The following is a 16,780-nucleotide window of genomic DNA, read 5'->3' on the forward strand; positions in this document are numbered from 1 at the left end:
GCACCGTGAACTCTCTTGCTGTGATAGGGATGGGCGTAGTGATGACCGTAGCGGGAGGCTATCCCTTCGCCTCTGCGGAACAACCATCGGCAGCAACGACCGTTCTGCAGAACGATCTTCAACTGCCTGTGTACACGCCGCCGAAGAAGCTGACGCCCCGGGCGCGAGTGGGCGGCACATTGCGCGGCTCAGACGGGCATGAACCGGAGCTCGTGGCGTTGGTTCCAGACCATGTCGGACTGACCGTGAAGCAAACACCGACACTGAACTGGTACCTCTCAAAACAGACGACATATCCGCTGCGGTTTACGCTCAATGACACCCAGAAGATTGCTCCACTGTATGAAGGAGCCATTCCCGTTCCGACGAAGGCCGGAGTCCAGTCTATTGATCTCAAATCGTTGGGACTGATACTCGAACCTAACGTGCAATACCGCTGGTTCGTCTCGGCCAGCCCCAATCCTGACTCTCCCTCCAGGGATATCGTGGCTGGCGGAATGATCGAGCGATGCGAATTCAACGAGTGCCTCACGGTGACGTCTGTGAACCTCACGTGTGACCGGGAAAGCGTTCGGACGAATGCCCTGATCGGGTTCTGGTACGATGCGATGGGGTGTGTCTGTTCGCTGATTGAGAAAGAGTCAACTGATCCGTCGCTTCGCAGGCTGCGAGCCGCGCTCCTGCGACAAGTCGGCCTCAACGGTGTGGCAGACTGGGATCTACGATCCCTTCAAAACAACGAGCAATAGTTGGCCGGAGCTTCTTGACCAGCTCGTATTTGACCAGACCAGATGTATCTATTTTGATTCAGTTCGAATCAGTTTTGATTCACCTCTTTCCCGAGCCTTTCACCGCAGCAGGATCACGTGTCAAGATTCACTGTGTCTTGAATGCATACCGCTCCCGCTGCAGCCATCATGAACCAAATCGTTCACGGCATGTGTCTTGCCACATCGACACAGTACACAGATGGTACGCGCTTGGGAAACCTTCTCATTTACTTGCCGTTCACTTGTCGCCACTGTCGTGTGGTTCGTGTTCCTCGTTGCTGCTCAAGCAGAAGACAAGACAAGTACATTGAGCACGCCGCTCGACTATGGCGTCCCTGACGAACTTCAGCTACTCAAAGAGGAAGAAACGGTGAGCATCGCCTCCCGCTATGAACAGCCCATTTCGCAGGCCCCGTCGAATGTCTATGTGATCACCGATGAAGATATCCGCCATTCTGGTGCCACAGACATTCCGACGATTCTCCGTCGTGTGCCAGGCATCGAGGTCATGCAGGTGACGGGAACGGATTTCAACGTCAGTGTTCGAGGAGATAATCAGCTCAACGCCAATAAACTGCTCGTCATGGTCGATGGGCGCTCGATTTACGTCGACATGCAGGGGGGACTGTCATGGAAGAATATTCCGGTCACTTTACCTGAAATTAAACGTATTGAGGTACTGAAGGGGCCTGCCTCGGTGATCTACGGCTTTAATGCCTTCGACGGTGTCGTCAACATTATCACCAAGTCCCCCAGTGAGATCAAAGGAACGATGATCCAATTGGGCGGAGGCGAGCTCGGCACGATTTCGAGTGCCGCTGTTCACGCCGGTACCTACGGCAAATTGGGGTATCGGCTTTCATTCGGGCATGACCAGAATTCTCAATGGCGTAATCGAGACACCTCGGCATTTCACAACAATAAAGTGCATATGCTGACAGAGTATGCGGTAACGACCGATTCACGAATACGGCTTTCGGGAGGATGGGCTGATGCACACCGCTATGACGGCCCGGTGTTCAACTTACAAACGCCATCAACTCCCCTCACACAAAGCCACGCAGACATCAGTTACGAACGCCCCAACTTGTATATTCGTGGCTGGTGGACCCAAAACGACCTCCATGCCGACTTGATCATGCACCCCTTTCTGAACAATCTTCTTCAAGAACTCAATCAATTCGGTGAACCACGTCTTGCTTTCCTAACCAATACGTATAATGTTGAGACTCAACATAGTTTGGACCTCTGGACACATAACCGTCTGACGTATGGGGTCAACTATCGGCTCAACACGGTGTCAGGGAACGGTGTAGCCAGTAGTGGCGAGGAAACCCGATTCGGATTATATCTACAAGACGAATGGAGATTCATACACCGCCTCAGCGCGACTGCCGGCGTCCGCTACGACCTAAACTCATTCATCAACCCAACGATCAGTCCTCGGTTTTCACTGCTCTATACCGTTGCTCCTGATCACACACTTCGTGCCACGGTATCCGTCGCGTATCGACCGCCGACACTGTTTGAGCGTGAGAGCATCGCACAGTTTGTCACAACTCTTCCTCCACCGTTCCCTTCACCCCCACCATCTTCCCTCGTGGGATCACAAACGCTGAAGCCGGAACAGATTGTCTCATACGATCTCGGTTATCAGGGCTGGTGGTTCAAACACCGACTCCGTGTGCGAGGCGATCTCTTCTTCAACCATATTTCCGATCTGATCAACTTCACTACCATTGGAACGACACGCACATTTTCCAATGGAGGCGTGGCCGACATGTACGGCGGTGAAATTGGGGCAGAATTCCTAGCAACCCAGTGGCTCAGTGGATTTGTGAATGCCTCCTACCAGCGGATTGGGCAAACATTCGTCGGAGTCGGCCGCCGAGGTGGTCCTGCATGGAAGGTTAACGCCGGGTTGCGAGGCGAATGGGATAGCGGCCTAAGTGGCGAGGCGACCGTTCATTACAGTAGCGCTGCCACCTATCCAGTCATCGATACCTTCCTAACCTTGGCTCCCTTCGGTGCGACCGTGCCGAATTCCCGCGTGGACGGCTACACCTTGCTCAACCTTCGTGGTGCCTATACGTTTTGGAAGCAGAAAGCAGCCGGAGGCTACCTGCGAGACGCCGAAGTGGCCGTTTCCGCTGTTAACTCATTGAACGACAAACACCGAGAACATCCCCTGGGCGATCTAATCGGCAGCCGTGTCATGGGTTGGCTCACGGTGCGGTACTAGCCAGAATGGGGAAGCGTCATCCTGTTGGTACGCGGTAAGATATCTCCACCTCGTTTTTTGCGGAAGAGACTCAGTGCGCTCTTGAATCGACGATCATGATCGCTTACACCATCAGAATCCAAGAGAGGGCCGTCGCAAGATCTCGCTCTGCCTGGTTAATAGCGCTTGTACTGATCCCTTGTTTCTACCTCTATGCTGAGCCGGCTCTCGCTACCGGGCCGGAGATCGCGATCCTCAAATCATCTGACCTCAAAGCCTACAATGATGCCGTGGAGGGATTCAAAGCAACTGCTCCAGGGAATGCCACGTATGTTGAATATGATCTGCGAGGTGATTTCGATCAGGGGAAGCGACTGGCGAGGACCATTCGTGCGACAGACTCTACCCTGGTGGTCGCGGTCGGTCTGAAGGCGGCACTGACGGCTAAGCTCGAGATCGTGGATATCCCGATTCTCTACATGATGATTCTTGCCCCCGCCAAATATCATCTCACTGCGGCCAATATGGCCGGCGTACTCATTGAAGTTCCGACGGACCGGCAACTAAAGCTGATCCGTACGTTTCTCCCGACTCTGCGCAAGATCGGCGTGCTGTATAATCCCGAGAAGACGGCTGCCAAGTTGAAGGAAGCAGAATCACACGCTGCCGGCCATGAGTTCCAGCTGAGGGGTTTTCCGGTCGCAAAAGAAAAGGAGGTTCCTCAACAACTCAGGACGCTACTGTCTCATTCGGAAGCATTATGGTTGATCCCGGACTCAACCGTACTGACCGATGAGTCGATCCGTTTTATCCTGGAATCCGCTGTGGCGAAGCAAATTCCCGTCATTGGGTTTTCACCCGAGTTTACACGTCTCGGGGCGTTGCTCAGCTTGTCCATTGATTATGGCGAGGTCGGGCGCGAGGCTGGGCTCCTCGCGAAACGTATCTTAAACGGGGAACAACAACTCCCGCTCAAGCCCGTTTCAGTCCAACGGATTCGGATCACCGTGAATCAGAAGACAGCGCGCTATTTGGACATCACGATTCCCAAGGAACTCGATAGCCTGATCGACGAAACCTATTGAGCCGATCGATGGACGCGGAACGCATGAATCAGGATCTCCGATCGCAACCCACCACGGGATTCTTCGGCCTTAGGTTCAAGTTTGTCTTGCTGTTCAGCATGATTCTGATCGTGACCTGCTCGTCATTAAGCTGGTATTTCATTGAAACAAGACGCAGCGTCATGATGGATAATCTCCAGGAACTTGGAACAATCCTCCTGACCAATACCGTACGAAATGATCATTTTCGAATTGGTGGAATCGTTTTGGAAGATCGGGAAACGCTCGAGCAGTTCATGAACAGCCTGATGGCGATCGACCGGGTCGTCTATGTCATGATCACGACGTCTGACGGGCGTGTCCTGGATCAACAGAGCAAGCGAACAAATAGATTGCGCGCAGGTTCACCAGACACATCGCCACAACCGCTCTACCCAGACGATAGCCTGCTTGAGTCCTTAGGCAAGACGCCCTTGACCGCTCCGCTCATCACTCAATTGGTACTCGCGTCTAACCAGACGTTGATCCCACAAGACGAATCCTCAGATTGGCTCCTTCCATTCTTGGTCCGGCAGGAAACTTTGTACGACTTTGCGATGCCGGTCCTCAAAGATTCGGCTCGTTCGTCTCACCTCTCGGAGGAGCTCGACGAGAAGAGAGGCACGTCATTCCCAACAGCACACCCACCAGTGGTCGGCGTAGTCCGTATCGGTATGACCGATGCTCAGGCCAAAGCAACACTGCTGATCATTATCCGCAATGTTGCGTTGTTGACGTTGTTCATCATCGCCGCCGGGATCCTCAGTGCGCATCTGCTGACATCACGCATTACGATCCCACTGCGCAATCTGGCCGGTGCCGCCAAGCAACTCGCAGATGGACAGGACGCACCGGTTCCGTTTGCTGTCTCGACGAAGGATGAAGTCGGCCAGCTCACGCACGCCTTCAATGTGATGACACAATCTTTGCATGAGCGGAACCAGGCGATCACGTTGAACCTCGAAACAATCAAACGGCAAGTCACGCAACTAACCACGGCGCACAAAGTCAGCACTGCAATCGCGAGTGCTAACATGCTCAATCTTGACCAGCTCCTGAAGGCAGTGCTCCCATTGCTCTCGGACAATCTTGCTTTTTCTAAAATGGCAGTTCTCCTCTATCACCCAGAGAAGAAAGCCTGTTCCATCGCGCAAGTTATGGGAGCAGGTCCAGAAATTGACGAGGCCGCACGCCTGCTTGAAATACCGATTAATGAAGGTAGCATCACTGCCGATCTACTCTTCCATCGTAAACCATTCCTGATACAAGACATAGAAGCAGACGCTCATCGCTTCTATCCACCTATCTTTCATTTATTACAACGCTCGGGCACACGTTCAATCGTTGTCGTCCCACTCCTAAGCCAAGCTAAAATTCTTGGTTTTCTTGCCGGAGGCCGAGATACGCATCCATGCAGCGAAGATGACCTCGACATCCTTTTGACGATCGCCGGTCACGTCGCGGCGGCCATCGATAATGCCAAGGCCTACTCCGAACTCGCGGAACTCACTCAGCACCTGGAAGAGCGCATTGAGCAACGTACCGAAGAACTATCCTACGCCAATGCCCAACTCCAAGAACATGATCGGCGTCGGTCGACCTTCCTCTCAGTCGTGTCCCATGAGTTGCGAACCCCGATGACGGCCATTCGAAGCTTTGCAGAAAACATGCTCGATGGCGTCACCGGTCCGTTGACCGAACTGCAACATACTTACCTCACTCGCATTCAACATAATGTCGCTCGACTGGGCAGAATCATCGCACAATTGCTCGATTGGTCACGCTTGGATACTCAGCGAGTCGAACTTCACCTTGAAGAGGTTTGCGTTCATCAGATAGCGATGATCGTCACAGACAGCTTGCGGATGGTGGCATCAGAAAAGACTGTCTCACTTGAGATCCCGACGGTTCAATCCCTTCCATCTGTACAGGGCGATCGCGATAAACTTGAACAAATTTTCTGGAATCTCATTGGTAATGCGATCAAATTTACGCCTCCCGGCGGCCAGGTTGCCGTGGAGTTCGGCCTGTCGCCTCCAGGCTTTGTGCAGACGTGTATCTCCGATAGCGGCTGTGGGATCGACCCTGCTCACGTACCCCATATTTTCGATGAATTTTCTCGAGTGCCGTCCGCCATGCCGGCATCACAAGGCGCTCAACTAGGCCTCTGCATTACCAAGACGCTGGTCGCCATGCACCATGGCCAGATATGGGTGGAGAGCCAGCCACAGGCCGGTTCACGGTTTTACTTTACCCTTCCCGTTTCTACATCCCCTGATGAACTGCCTCCTAAGGCCGCGGAAGAAGCGGAACAACATCTCTCTTGAAAGGATGAGGACCTTATGCGAGCAAAAATCCTGATTGTCGACGACGACCCTGATATCCTCCTCAGCTTGCAAAACCGAGTCAGTTTTATGGGGCATGACGCGCTGACTGCCACGAATGGCAAGGATGCGCTGCGAGCGATTCAAGAAGAAGAGCCGGATCTGGTCCTATTGGATCTTGAGCTTCCGCTGCTTTCAGGTCTGGACGTGTTGAAACAGATCAGCGAGACCTCCGTTCGTCAGGACGCTCCTGATCAAGATACATCGCAGAACTCAACTACCTATACGACTCCCCTTATCGTCATGTTGACGGCCTATGGCACGATTGAGCGCGCGGTGCAGGCCATGCAGCTCGGCGCCTTCGACTTCGTGCCGAAGCCCTTCACCTCCGATCACTTGACGGTGGTGATCAAGAAGGCGCTGGACACCGTCATGCTGTACCGGCATGTCGCAACGCTCCGCAAGGAAGTGGATGTCCAGTTTGAGTCTGTCCTCACAACCAACAAGCAGATGGGCGCACAACTGGCGATCGCTAAACAGGCGGCCTCCTCACCCGTCACCGTGTTGTTGCTCGGCGAGACCGGGACCGGCAAAGAAGTAGTGGCTCGCGCCGTTCATCGATGGAGCCCTCGTTCAGCCAGGCCGTTTGTCGCCGTCAATTGCGCGGCATTCCCCGAAAACTTGCTGGAGAACGAGCTCTTTGGTCATGAAAAAGGCGCGTTCACCGGAGCCATCAAACGGGAGCCCGGCAAGATTGAAATGGCCGAAGGCGGCACGCTGTTCCTTGACGAGATCGGCGACATGCCGCTCACCATGCAAAGTCATCTCCTGCGGGTGCTCAACGATAAGACATTCTATCGAGTCGGTGGAGCACAGGAAGTACGAGCCGACGTACGATTCATCGCCGCCACCAACAAAGACCTTGCACAGGCGATTCGTCAAGGAACATTCCGTGAAGACCTCTATTTTCGTCTTGCCGTCATCACAGTAACCTTGCCTCCTCTCCGTGAACGACTCGACGACCTGCCTGCCCTCGCAGAGCACTTTCTCACCCAACCAGGAAAGTTCGGTCTCAACAGGCGCTGCGTCCTGAGCGACACCGCACTCCATGCACTCCGGAGTTACCGCTGGCCCGGTAATGTTCGTGAGCTGGAGAACGTGCTGACTCGTGCCATGGTCTTGTGTCCCGGCGACACGATCGGACCTGAGCATCTCGCATTGACCACTACGACTCCCCCTCCGACAAACCAAGCGGCCAACACCGATATCATCTTCTTCTCCTATCACCAGAGCATGGACGCCTATGGCCAAAGGCTGATTGAGGAGGCTCTGCGGAGAAACGGCTGGAATCAGACCAAAGCCGCCGCCGAGCTGGGCCTACAGCGAACGTACTTGACCAAGCTACTCCGGCAAAAACAGATCTCCCCGAAACCGCCGACGACTCTCTCCGACTGAGGAAGCGGACGGCACACCAGAACGATTCTTGGCGTGCCGTTCAGCCTGTCAGAACGCTGGTCGACATCTTCGACTGTCCCTCTCGAATGACTGCATCAAATTCGATCCGCTGTGGGATCGATTCAGATTCATCTGCCTAGCATAGTGATTCATGACTACGTTGACATTGGCCGTTCGCCCTGACCTTGTCGAAGGGCGAGTGTTTTCAACTGATTCCGTCCATGGTTCGACAGGCCTGTCCTGAGTGAATCGAAGGGCTCACCACGAACGAAAGGTGAAGGAACTTATGAGACACTATACTGGCCGTCCTGGCGATCTGGGTAACCATCTACATCGCCCTCATGATAGTCGCAATGGTCGTGATTGCCGTGGGACTTCACATACTTCGATAACCCTTGTAGGCATCAGGACGATACCGCTCTGAATAGGGCACAAAACGAGGAGCAGGCTTGGTTGGCAATGAGAGAAGATGCTGAGGGTGTGTATCCCGTCGCCTTACGAGAAAAAATAGGCTCCGGGTCGAGCGAGCAAGAATGAACCACCACTGGTGGGGTTTATCCGCCTGCACCAATGACGATAGGACGATACACAGCCGGCGGTACGAGCAAGCTTGGTTTGGTCGGGGCGAGAGGATTTGAACCTCCGACATCCTGCTCCCAAAGCAGGCGCGCTACCGGGCTGCGCTACGCCCCGACGTGTTACAGGTAAGTCACTGATCTCTACAATAGCCCATCGCATGTGCGCCCGGAACCGTGGGGGACTTATGCGACGGAGTCAGTGTTCGCGTGATCCTCCAGCCATACACGCATTTGCACAAATGCCTTTGCCCGGTGACTCATACGATTCTTTTCTTCAATCGTCAACTGAGCCAGCGTCTTGCCGAATTCCGGCACGAGAAACACCGGATCATACCCGAACCCACGATCTCCAATCGGCTGTTCGGTGATCACTCCTTCTAGAGTACCCTGTGTGACATGAACATCGCCACTAGGAAATGCAATCGCGGCAACCGTCAGAAATCGTGCCTTCCGCTTCGCTGCCGGAACGCCTGTGAGCTCTTGAAGGAGCTTCCGACAATTATCTTCGTAGGTGGCATGCTCTCCGGCATAGCGTGCCGCATAAACCCCTGGTCGGCCTTGCAGTGCGTCGACTTCCAACCCAGTATCATCGGCCAGCGCAGGGACTTGTGTAACCTTGGCGATCTCTCTTGCTTTTTTCATCGCGTTCGCTTCGCAGGTCGCCCCGTCTTCCTCAACCTCCGGCGCGGTGGGAAAGTCCGCCAATGTTCGGATGCGTATGCCGATTCCTCCGAGCAGAGCCCCAAGCTCTCGCCCCTTATCTGGGTTACGCGTAGCAAGCACAATCTCGCTGACAGACTGATCAAGCAAGCGCACCAATCAATTCTTTCTGAATGGCCGTTAGCCGTTCGATCGCCTGCCACCCCAAGGTCAAAAACTCGTCCATGTCCTGCTTGGCAAACGGGGTGCGTTCCGCAGTTCCTTGCACTTCAACATACTGCCCTCGACCGGTCATCACCAAATTCATGTCCACTTCCGCCATGGAGTCTTCGGTGTATGCTAGATCCACCATCACTTCTCCGCCCACCTTTCCAACACTAATCGCGGCTAGGTAGTCGGTCAGCGGAATTGTTTTCAGTAAATCCTTCTTTTTCAACACGGCACAGGCATCTGCCAACGCAATGAATGCGCCGGTAATGGACGCCGTTCTCGTCCCACCATCGGCCTGAATCACGTCGCAATCGACCCAAATGGACCGTTCTCCCAGCTTCGATAAATCCGTCACGGAGCGCAGGGCGCGCCCGACCAGACGCTGGATTTCCAAGGTTCGACCGCCTTGTTTGCCTTTCACAGCCTCTCGAGGGGATCGGTCATGGGTCGCCCGCGGTAACATAGCGTACTCCGCCGTAACCCATCCCGTTCCTTTTCCCTTCAAAAAAGGAGGGACCTTCTCCTCAACCGAGGCCGTACAGATGACCTTCGTATCCCCCATTTCGATGAGCACCGCCCCTTCCGCATGTTTCGTGAAGTTCCTCGTCACTTTTACGGGACGGACCTGATCTTTCCGCCGTCCATCGAAGCGCACTAACCCGGAGATTCCACTCATGTTCTTTTACCCTTTCCTCAATAACTAGGGTGCGAATTATAGTGAAGGCTCTGAGAAATCGCAAACGACCTATCGCATGAGTATCCCTGATAGAACACGGAGTGCCGAAAGCCCACCCACTCGCGTAGATGTACGGAACCAGTCCGTCGGATTTGGCGAAATCTGTACAATCCCTTGACGTGCCTGCGGCTCCTGGCATAGTGAAGGGAGAGAACCCATGCATAACGCAGAACGCCACACAGTCTATCCAGATGGAGCACTTTCATTATTCCTCACCTGGAACGACGATTGGTCCAGGATCGCGACAATGAACCTGCCTAGGTAGGAGTTGATGGCACAAACGCCGCCTACCCAAGTACACACCGTACCACCGTTAAGTTTGACGCCAATGCGCCGATAAGGAAGAAGAAACGAGACAATCCTCGGCCCCAACCAGACACACACGATTCGACTCATGGCAATACTTCTGGATCAGACCACCCACCAAGCGCTCCTCGATAATCGCAATATCCTGGTCGTCGATGACGAAGAACCGATCCGCCGCCTCCTCGCCTATCTGCTCCAATCCCATGGCTACCATGTAGAAGGTGCTGGAGACGCACGAGAGGCTCGACAAAAGCTCGAAGAGCAAGCATTTGCGTTGATGCTCTGCGATGTCAACATGCCCGGAGAATCCGGCATGGACCTGGTTCGCCACGCTCTGGCTGAGCACACGCATACAGCCGCAATTATGGTCACAGGGCTCGACAGCTCGGTACTCGCTAACGCCGCGCTCGAGGTCGGCGCCTTCGGGTACATCGTCAAGCCTTTTGAATCGAACGAAGTGCTGATCGACGTCGCAAATGCGCTCCGCCGCCGCCGGCTCGAAATGGAAAATCGCCAGCATCGTGAGAATTTAGAAGATATCGTCCGTACAAGAACCCTCGCACTCCAGCAAGCGCTGGACTGGCTTGAACGAACTGAAAAAGAGCTACGCCTGTCCCGGGAAGAGACCATTCAGCGACTCGCCATTGCAGCCGAGTTCAGGGACCATGCTACCGCCAAGCACATTCAGCGCATGAGCCACTACTGTGAGTTGCTCGCGCGCAAAGCCGGGCTCTCTCCCGATCGATGTGATCTGATTCGCACGGCTAGTCCCATGCACGACATCGGCAAGATCGGCACTCCGGATCATGTACTCTTGAAGCCGGGAAAGTTCACGCAGGAGGAATTTGGTGTGATCGCACAGCATGCGGAAATCGGCTACCGCATCCTGAGTGGGTCGGATGCGGAACTGCTGAAAGTCGCAGCGGTGATCGCTTACACTCACCATGAACGGTTCGACGGCACCGGATATCCACGGGGGTTACAGGGCGATACCATTCCGATTGAAGGCCGCATCGCGGCCATCGCCGACGCCTTTGATGCACTCACCACACGGCGTGTCTATAAACCGGCCTTTGAGATGAGCCACGCGATTGAACTGATGCTCAAACACCGAAGCGAACACTTCGATCCGGAATTATTAGACGTCTTCGTCGCCTCGAGCGACGAACTCACGCGAATCCATAAACAGTACGCAGACCCAGTCAATCCGAATCCCATCAACGAACTATGATCGGCATCCGACATTTCGCACATCTGCTTGGTTCTTGACAATTCATTGACCGATAACCGCCTCACTCCTATACTTTTTCAAGCTTTCCAAAACAGGGGCCCGTATCGTGGCATCGAGGGTGACGAGAGAAGGAACGGTGGGTATGCCGAAAAAGTTGACATCGGTTCGCAAGCGTCCCCGGGTTCGAAATTGGATCGCCTATACCTGCGAAGCGCTGGTCGCCTCCGGCGCCATGCCGACTTGGGAAGCTGCCACCTACCTGACTGAAAACTTGTTCGGGGAAAAACCGAATCCGCGTCTCCTAACCCCGTCCAACCCTCACGAGGTCACCGCACAATTGCTGCACCGTCTCTATGAACCGATCCTAGAAGCGGCTGCCCGGGACGCCGGGCTTCCCGCTGCTTCTACAGTCCATATCTTCACCGACATTAGTCTTACCGGTCACTCCGCTGTCCTGGTCGTTTTGTTCCATGAACGAGATCAACCTCAAACTCTCGTGATGTTGGATGCTGTCAAGGCCTGGGATCTCGTGTTTCAAGACGCCGAGTCATTCAACCTGTGGGCTGAAGAACGCTACAAGCAGCTTGTCGATGCTTTACGGAGCGCGATAGTGGATCTAGGAGTAGATGTGCTCAAGCCGGCAGTTTAGCGTCATCACCGTCTGTGCTCACCTACACTTCCTCTCCTCTCTCACCCGCATCGACAAGGCCAGGAACACACTAACACAGCACCCTTGCTCCACGGCTGTGGGAGCCTACATCCTTCAAGGATAAGTGGCATAGTCGAGCGGAGAACATGTTTGGATGAGCGAAGCGAGACAGGTCTCCCGCCTGGGTTTGCCCCAGGCGGGACAGTATCAACTATCTACTGCACCGGACCTGGATCTTTCTGCTTCGAAGTCAGCTGCTTTTTCCAGTAATTGCAGTCTTTGCCTTTACAGTTCTTGACCCATTGCTGGACCCAACCGTTGTAGACATTTGGAACAGCCAGGACGCCCTGACCACCCATGCCGGGGTTACCAATCACCGTATCGTCCTGTACGGCCGACGCCGTCCCAGCCAGCAGCACACGTCCGACAATGGCGGCATTGCTCGGATCGCCATCCATATCGGGATCAGGGTCCACCACGAGCATCACGTTGCTGAACTTGTTCGCGATATAGGCATAGTAGCCGCCCCCTACCTTTGCGCCGTACTGCACGCCATGGCAACCTGGGTCACAAGGCAACATCGCCACAACCTTGTCCGTTTTGGTATCAACGATCGTAATGGTAGCGGTCAACGTATTAGCCGTGACCATGTTGGTTCCATCCGGACTCACCGGCGTCTGAATGGGTAGCGCCCCGACAAAATTTTGAATTTCACCTGTGATCGGATTGTAGCTATTGCTCCCCCCATCTGGGATATCATTTAATAAATTGATGGTTTTAATTACCGTATTCGAATTCATATCAATGACAGTGATCGTGCTATCAAGAAAATTGGTCACGTAATACTTGCTCGAATCCGGCATCATGCCCGTGGCGATCGGGACAGCGCCCGTATTATTCGTTGCCTGGATGGCACCGGCCGGAAAGTTATACAGTGTCGAGGTATTGATATTTTCATTGGGCGTCACCATTTTATCCCCGGTCGAACTCATCCAATGACCATGAGGATGGGTGGCGTTAATAATGTCGGAGTTATCTACTGGTGCATGTGTCATCGGGATATCACGAAGAAATTGGTTTGGACCTGCGCCATTTCCACCCGCAAAGGCGTTAAATTCTCGTACGTTATTGCCACCGTTCTGTGCCACATGCACGTAATCATTATTGGCTCTCGTCATCACATGTGAGGGAGCGGGCCCCGCGTTCAGTTCCCTGATGAACGCACCGGTCTTTCTATCAAACACCGCCACTCGCTCGTCAAACCATTGGGTCTGATAGATCACCTTCTGATCTCGATCCGTCCACATGTTGTGGGGATGATTCATATTGGTCTCTGGGAGTGCAATCTTCCTCGTCAACGCCCACGTCTTTCCGTCAATGACCGTTGCTGCTCCCGGCTTGGATTTGCCTGCCGTCAATTCAAACTGCGTATCGATCCAGATTTCACCCACTCCTGCAGTTGTCGGGTTAAATAATTTATTTGCGTCATCCGTGAGATCAACGGTCCCAATCGAAAGCACCGCGGAAAGATCAGAAACCGGGATCGCGTTTCCATCAACATCGTGCACAATCACCGGGACAGCCGGAAAAGCTGGTGTCCACGTGGTCTTCGTGTAATCTTTCCAATTCCCCGGATCCGTGATGATGAAGAAGGTGCGCAAGAGGCGGATCGCTAAGTCGCTGAATGTCGGAACCGTAATATTGTTAACCAGTGTAATCGTTTTGCCGAGATCCAATTCCGGCGTAGCGGGATCATCCACGATGACACCCGCGAACATATAGACGTGGATGTCACAGATGAAGACGTACAAACCTGGCTCCGTCAACTTCACAGTGGCCACCCCCCCCGGTGCCGGGTTGAGAAAATCGATGGCCGCCTTGAATGGCATATTTGAGGCACCCGTGGGCCAAATCAAGCTCAGCACCGTATGGATCGTGCTGGCTTCTGCGCTAAACGTGGGAAACCCCACCGTTTCTCCGGGGCGAATGACGGCGAGGGACCTCTGCTGAGCCCCTCCAATGGATGCAGGCACACACCCGATTCCAGATGCCGAATTGCCTGTATTCGAACAGGTAAAAAAGTTTCCCGGCCTGTCTCCAGCCTCGAATGAGACGACAGGCTCATCGGGAGCAGGAGCCTGAGCGTGGGCCATGCCAGCCATGCCCCACGCCACCAGCATACCGAGTGCAGCCAATAAAAGATGTCGTGTTTTCATAGTGTCTTCCTTTAGGGTTTCAAGCGTTTCATCTGTGTTGACACTTGGTGTTTTCGTTTCAGTGGACGTGAAGCTCCGACATCATCCCGAACGTGGCATGAGGAAGGATGTGACAATGGAACAGCCACCGCCCTAGTCCTCCCCCCTTCGACTTTTTTGCAGTCGGCCGATCGTCCAAGGAAACCCGAAACGTGAAGGTATAATTCGCAGGTACGTCCATGATGTCCCGAAACTCATGATACGGGAATTCATAGATCGGTCCGGTGGTGCCAGCGTGTGGAGCCAGTTTCGTGGGCTGAAACGAAAACCCATGCAAATGAAACGGATGGTGCGCCCCCGTCGTATTGGTCACCGTGAGTTCCAATGTATTCTCAAGGGTTGCATGACGGGCTGAGGCTAGGAAAAAAGGATAGCCACCGCTGGCCAGACCATCTTTACCGAGACCCGTGAAGTCTCTCGGCATCGGGACCCCGTCAATCGACGCCTGAAACGCGCCGCTGTTGGCCCAGAAGGTCAGCTGGATGTCTTTATTCGTCGATCCATCTTCACCCTTGGAAGGGGCAAGAAGATTATCTGGTGCTGCACCGAGCACCTTGACCGAGGCTCCCACCTTTGTAAGTAGAGGATCCCCCGCCTGTTTTACCAACGACGGAGATGTGACCGGGCTACCACTAACTTTCAGGTGCATCACCGGCACTGTCGGGGTCCAGGAGTAGGTGGCTTCCACCCGCTCGAAATCCTCTGTCCAGAGGGTCAGAGCGCCTGTGGCGTTCTCCGGAATCGCCGCTACCACATCCGCACGACCGGCAGGCGGAACCAAAATCTCGCCCTGCCCATATTTAAAATCAAACTCGCCGACGATGCCCCCTCTAGTACCGCATGATCGAGCAATCCTCCTTCTCCACCGATTCGAAGCAGGTTGACTTGTGCCCCACTACTGGTGGTCAACCGAAGGCGCATGTAACGGACCGGCGAGGGATTCACGATCTGCAATCGCAGTCCCTGACCTGCCTGGACCTCAAGTGCATTTGCCAACACACTCGATGAAGGATCCGCTGGGGCACTAGGAGTCCCTCCCCTTGCATCAACCTGTACGCCGTTGGTCAAGACCGTAAACCCTTCACTCATACGACCAGTCAAGCTGGGAGCTTGAATGTTCGGAACGTCTCCGGCCTGGTAGAGACTCGGTGTATACACTCCATTGGCATCCCGCGGCTCCACTTCACACAGGATGAGCGGAGACTGATTCAAATCATCATTTGAGTAGTTGATCTCCCATGCCTCAACGCCACTCACGTGCGGCAGATCACCAGCAAATGTAGCCGGGTTGGTCCCCGTTCCCGGAGCATTGCAGACCGTGATATCGCTGAGCACCAGCGTCTTGGTTTGTTCTGCCGACGGGATCACACCATGATTCCGGAGTTGTGCTTCATGTCCCTGATTATCTTCAACAATGATCGACCCGTAGAGTCCTTTGGCCACTTGATTGGTCGAAGAGTGATGATGTGGGTGGTACCAGAAGATCCCCGGCCGGCTGACGATGAAATCGTAGACGAACTTCCCCCCTTTGGGGTCCACTGCAGGCTGAGTCACTTCCGTGCCGTCACTGGCATTGTTCAACTCGATGCCATGCCAGTGAATACCCGACACATTTGCCTCTGGATCCAAACCTGACTTCTCGAGGTTATTCACAAAATGGACGATGACCCGGTCTCCCACCTTAAGCCGAAACTCCGGACCAGGGATGCCAGGCTGCGTGCAGTCACTCAGCTGCTTGTCTGAGCAGCTCTTAAACGCCATCCCGTTCGCCGTCACATCCGGACTGCCAGGCGAAGCAATATTGACGGTCGCCTCGTCTGCCACAATCCATGTCTCGACGATGGTTGGATCATTATTCGCGTCTTTAACCTGTGGAACCTCATACGGCCCAACTCCAGTTGTGGCCAGTGCCGATTCTTTACCGGACACGAACAACATGACCGCCAAGATGGCCACGAGACATGCCTTCCACGTACTTACGTTTTCGACGTTCGCCGAATGACCTGGTAACCCTTGAGTCATAGTACATCTCCCTGGTTATAACCAATACGATCTGCTCAGCTGTTTGAAACGACCCCTTCCGCTCTACTACTACCCACTCACCGCGTCGCCCCAAACCGTGAACCACCACAATTGTGGTTTCAAAATATCCAACTTGGACTGGATGCACCTCACCCGCTACAAAGAACCGCCGGTCAAACCAGCTGTTTAGTGGGGTTAGAGCAAATTGTGTACCATCAAGTGGTACCTGCGAGAACAAACGACCGTTCGATCAAGGGCAA

12 protein-coding genes and 1 tRNA gene are annotated in these 16,780 nt (G+C 54.1%); 7 read left to right on the plus strand and 6 right to left on the minus strand.

Annotation, left to right across the window (positions count from 1 at the left end; translation table 11 throughout):
• Positions 1-5: 5 nt before the first annotated feature.
• From IPM58_05715 to IPM58_05735, 5 genes are all read left to right on the plus strand, one after another.
• Positions 6-749, plus strand: a complete 744-nt coding sequence (locus IPM58_05715; GenBank protein MBK9306583.1) for a DUF928 domain-containing protein — start codon at positions 6-8, stop codon at positions 747-749.
• A 220-nt stretch (positions 750-969) separates the two neighbouring features.
• A complete protein-coding gene (locus IPM58_05720) occupies positions 970-3,012 on the plus strand; it encodes a TonB-dependent receptor (GenBank protein MBK9306584.1) in 2,043 nt (680 codons plus the stop codon).
• Positions 3,013-3,107: 95 nt separating this feature from the next.
• Positions 3,108-4,076 (plus strand): ABC transporter substrate-binding protein, encoded by a 969-nt coding sequence (locus IPM58_05725; protein MBK9306585.1) that lies wholly within the window; start codon positions 3,108-3,110, stop codon positions 4,074-4,076.
• Between the two features lie 8 nt (positions 4,077-4,084).
• On the plus strand, positions 4,085-6,421 hold the full coding sequence (locus IPM58_05730; GenBank protein ID MBK9306586.1) for a GAF domain-containing protein: 2,337 nt from the start codon (positions 4,085-4,087) through the stop codon (positions 6,419-6,421).
• 15 nt (positions 6,422-6,436) lie between these two features.
• Positions 6,437-7,873 (plus strand): sigma-54-dependent Fis family transcriptional regulator, encoded by a 1,437-nt coding sequence (locus tag IPM58_05735; protein ID MBK9306587.1) that lies wholly within the window; start codon positions 6,437-6,439, stop codon positions 7,871-7,873.
• Positions 7,874-8,489: 616 nt separating this feature from the next.
• On the opposite strand, the gene IPM58_05740 is transcribed toward IPM58_05735, so the two are convergent.
• The 3 genes from IPM58_05740 to rph form a co-directional block, all read right to left on the minus strand.
• A tRNA-Pro gene (locus IPM58_05740) sits at positions 8,490-8,566 on the minus strand.
• A gap of 68 nt (positions 8,567-8,634) precedes the next feature.
• Positions 8,635-9,261, minus strand: a complete 627-nt coding sequence (locus IPM58_05745) for an XTP/dITP diphosphatase (GenBank protein ID MBK9306588.1) — start codon at positions 9,259-9,261, stop codon at positions 8,635-8,637.
• Complete coding sequence (gene rph / locus IPM58_05750) at positions 9,254-9,976, minus strand: ribonuclease PH (GenBank protein MBK9306589.1); 723 nt, start codon at positions 9,974-9,976, stop codon at positions 9,254-9,256. Before rph ends, IPM58_05745 begins: the two co-directional genes overlap by 8 nt.
• 475 nt (positions 9,977-10,451) lie before the next feature.
• On the opposite strand from rph, the gene IPM58_05755 reads away from it, so the two are divergent.
• Positions 10,452-11,594: a response regulator gene (locus IPM58_05755; GenBank protein ID MBK9306590.1), complete on the plus strand. Its 1,143-nt coding sequence runs from the start codon at positions 10,452-10,454 to the stop codon at positions 11,592-11,594.
• A 142-nt stretch (positions 11,595-11,736) separates the two neighbouring features.
• A complete protein-coding gene (locus tag IPM58_05760; protein ID MBK9306591.1) occupies positions 11,737-12,243 on the plus strand; it encodes a hypothetical protein in 507 nt (168 codons plus the stop codon).
• Positions 12,244-12,458: 215 nt separating this feature from the next.
• Here IPM58_05760 and IPM58_05765 read toward each other — a convergent pair whose 3' ends face one another.
• From IPM58_05765 to IPM58_05775, 3 genes are read right to left on the minus strand one after another with little or no spacing between them, the layout of a single operon-like run.
• Complete coding sequence (locus tag IPM58_05765; protein MBK9306592.1) at positions 12,459-14,459, minus strand: copper oxidase; 2,001 nt, start codon at positions 14,457-14,459, stop codon at positions 12,459-12,461.
• Positions 14,460-14,517: 58 nt separating this feature from the next.
• Positions 14,518-15,279, minus strand: a complete 762-nt coding sequence (locus tag IPM58_05770) for a multicopper oxidase domain-containing protein (GenBank protein MBK9306593.1) — start codon at positions 15,277-15,279, stop codon at positions 14,518-14,520.
• Positions 15,246-16,520 (minus strand): multicopper oxidase domain-containing protein, encoded by a 1,275-nt coding sequence (locus tag IPM58_05775; GenBank protein ID MBK9306594.1) that lies wholly within the window; start codon positions 16,518-16,520, stop codon positions 15,246-15,248. Before IPM58_05775 ends, IPM58_05770 begins: the two co-directional genes overlap by 34 nt.
• Positions 16,521-16,780 lie beyond the last annotated feature (260 nt).

The sequence above is a fragment of the Nitrospira sp. genome, from assembly GCA_016715825.1.
Taxonomy (GTDB): Bacteria; Nitrospirota; Nitrospiria; order Nitrospirales; family Nitrospiraceae; genus Nitrospira_D.